Genomic DNA, 817 nt, shown 5'->3' on the forward strand with positions numbered 1-817 from the left:
ATCTACCGTCAGCAAGTCATTGGTAAGAATCGCCTGATCATGCGCTGGCTATCGCATCGTGGTGGCGCGCTTGATTTACGTGAGTGGCAAGAGAAATATCCCGATAAACCGTTCCCAGTGGCGGTCGCTTTGGGTGCAGACCCTGCGACGATTTTAGGTGCTGTAACGCCGGTGCCAGACTCGTTGTCTGAATATGCGTTTGCAGGCTTACTGCGTGGCGGTAAAACAGAAACTGTAAAGACAAAGCATTCTGAGCTGACTGTGCCCGCGAGTGCTGAGTTTGTTTTAGAGGGCTTTATTTACCCCAACGACACGGCTCCAGAAGGTCCATTTGGTGACCACACAGGTTATTACAATGAAGTAGATGAGTTCCCAGTATTTACCGTGGAGCGTATTACGCATCGTAAAGATCCGATTTACCACAGTACTTACACGGGACGTCCACCTGATGAACCAGCTGTACTTGGGCTTGCATTGAATGAAGTCTTTATACCGATATTGCAAAAGCAGTTTCCTGAGATCGTTGATTTCTATTTGCCGCCAGAAGGCTGCTCGTATCGATTAGCCGTAGTGACGATCAAGAAACAATATCCCGGGCACGCGAAGCGGGTCATGATGGGAGTTTGGTCTTTCTTGCGTCAATTTATGTATACCAAGTTTGTCATTGTGACTGATGACGATGTAGATGCGCGTAATTGGGAAGATGTTATCTGGGCAATTACGACTAGAATGGATCCAGCACGCGATACTACTTTGGTCGAGAACACGCCAATAGATTACCTCGACTTCGCTTCGCCGATTTCTGGTTTGGGGTCGA

Annotated in this window: 1 protein-coding gene; it reads left to right on the plus strand. The window is 48.1% G+C overall.

Features of this window, described 5'->3' with window-relative positions; translation table 11 throughout:
* On the plus strand, positions 1-817 hold an 817-nt coding region (locus A3739_RS02260), incomplete at both ends, for a UbiD family decarboxylase (RefSeq protein WP_156502264.1).

This window comes from Oleiphilus sp. HI0067 (assembly GCF_001635735.1).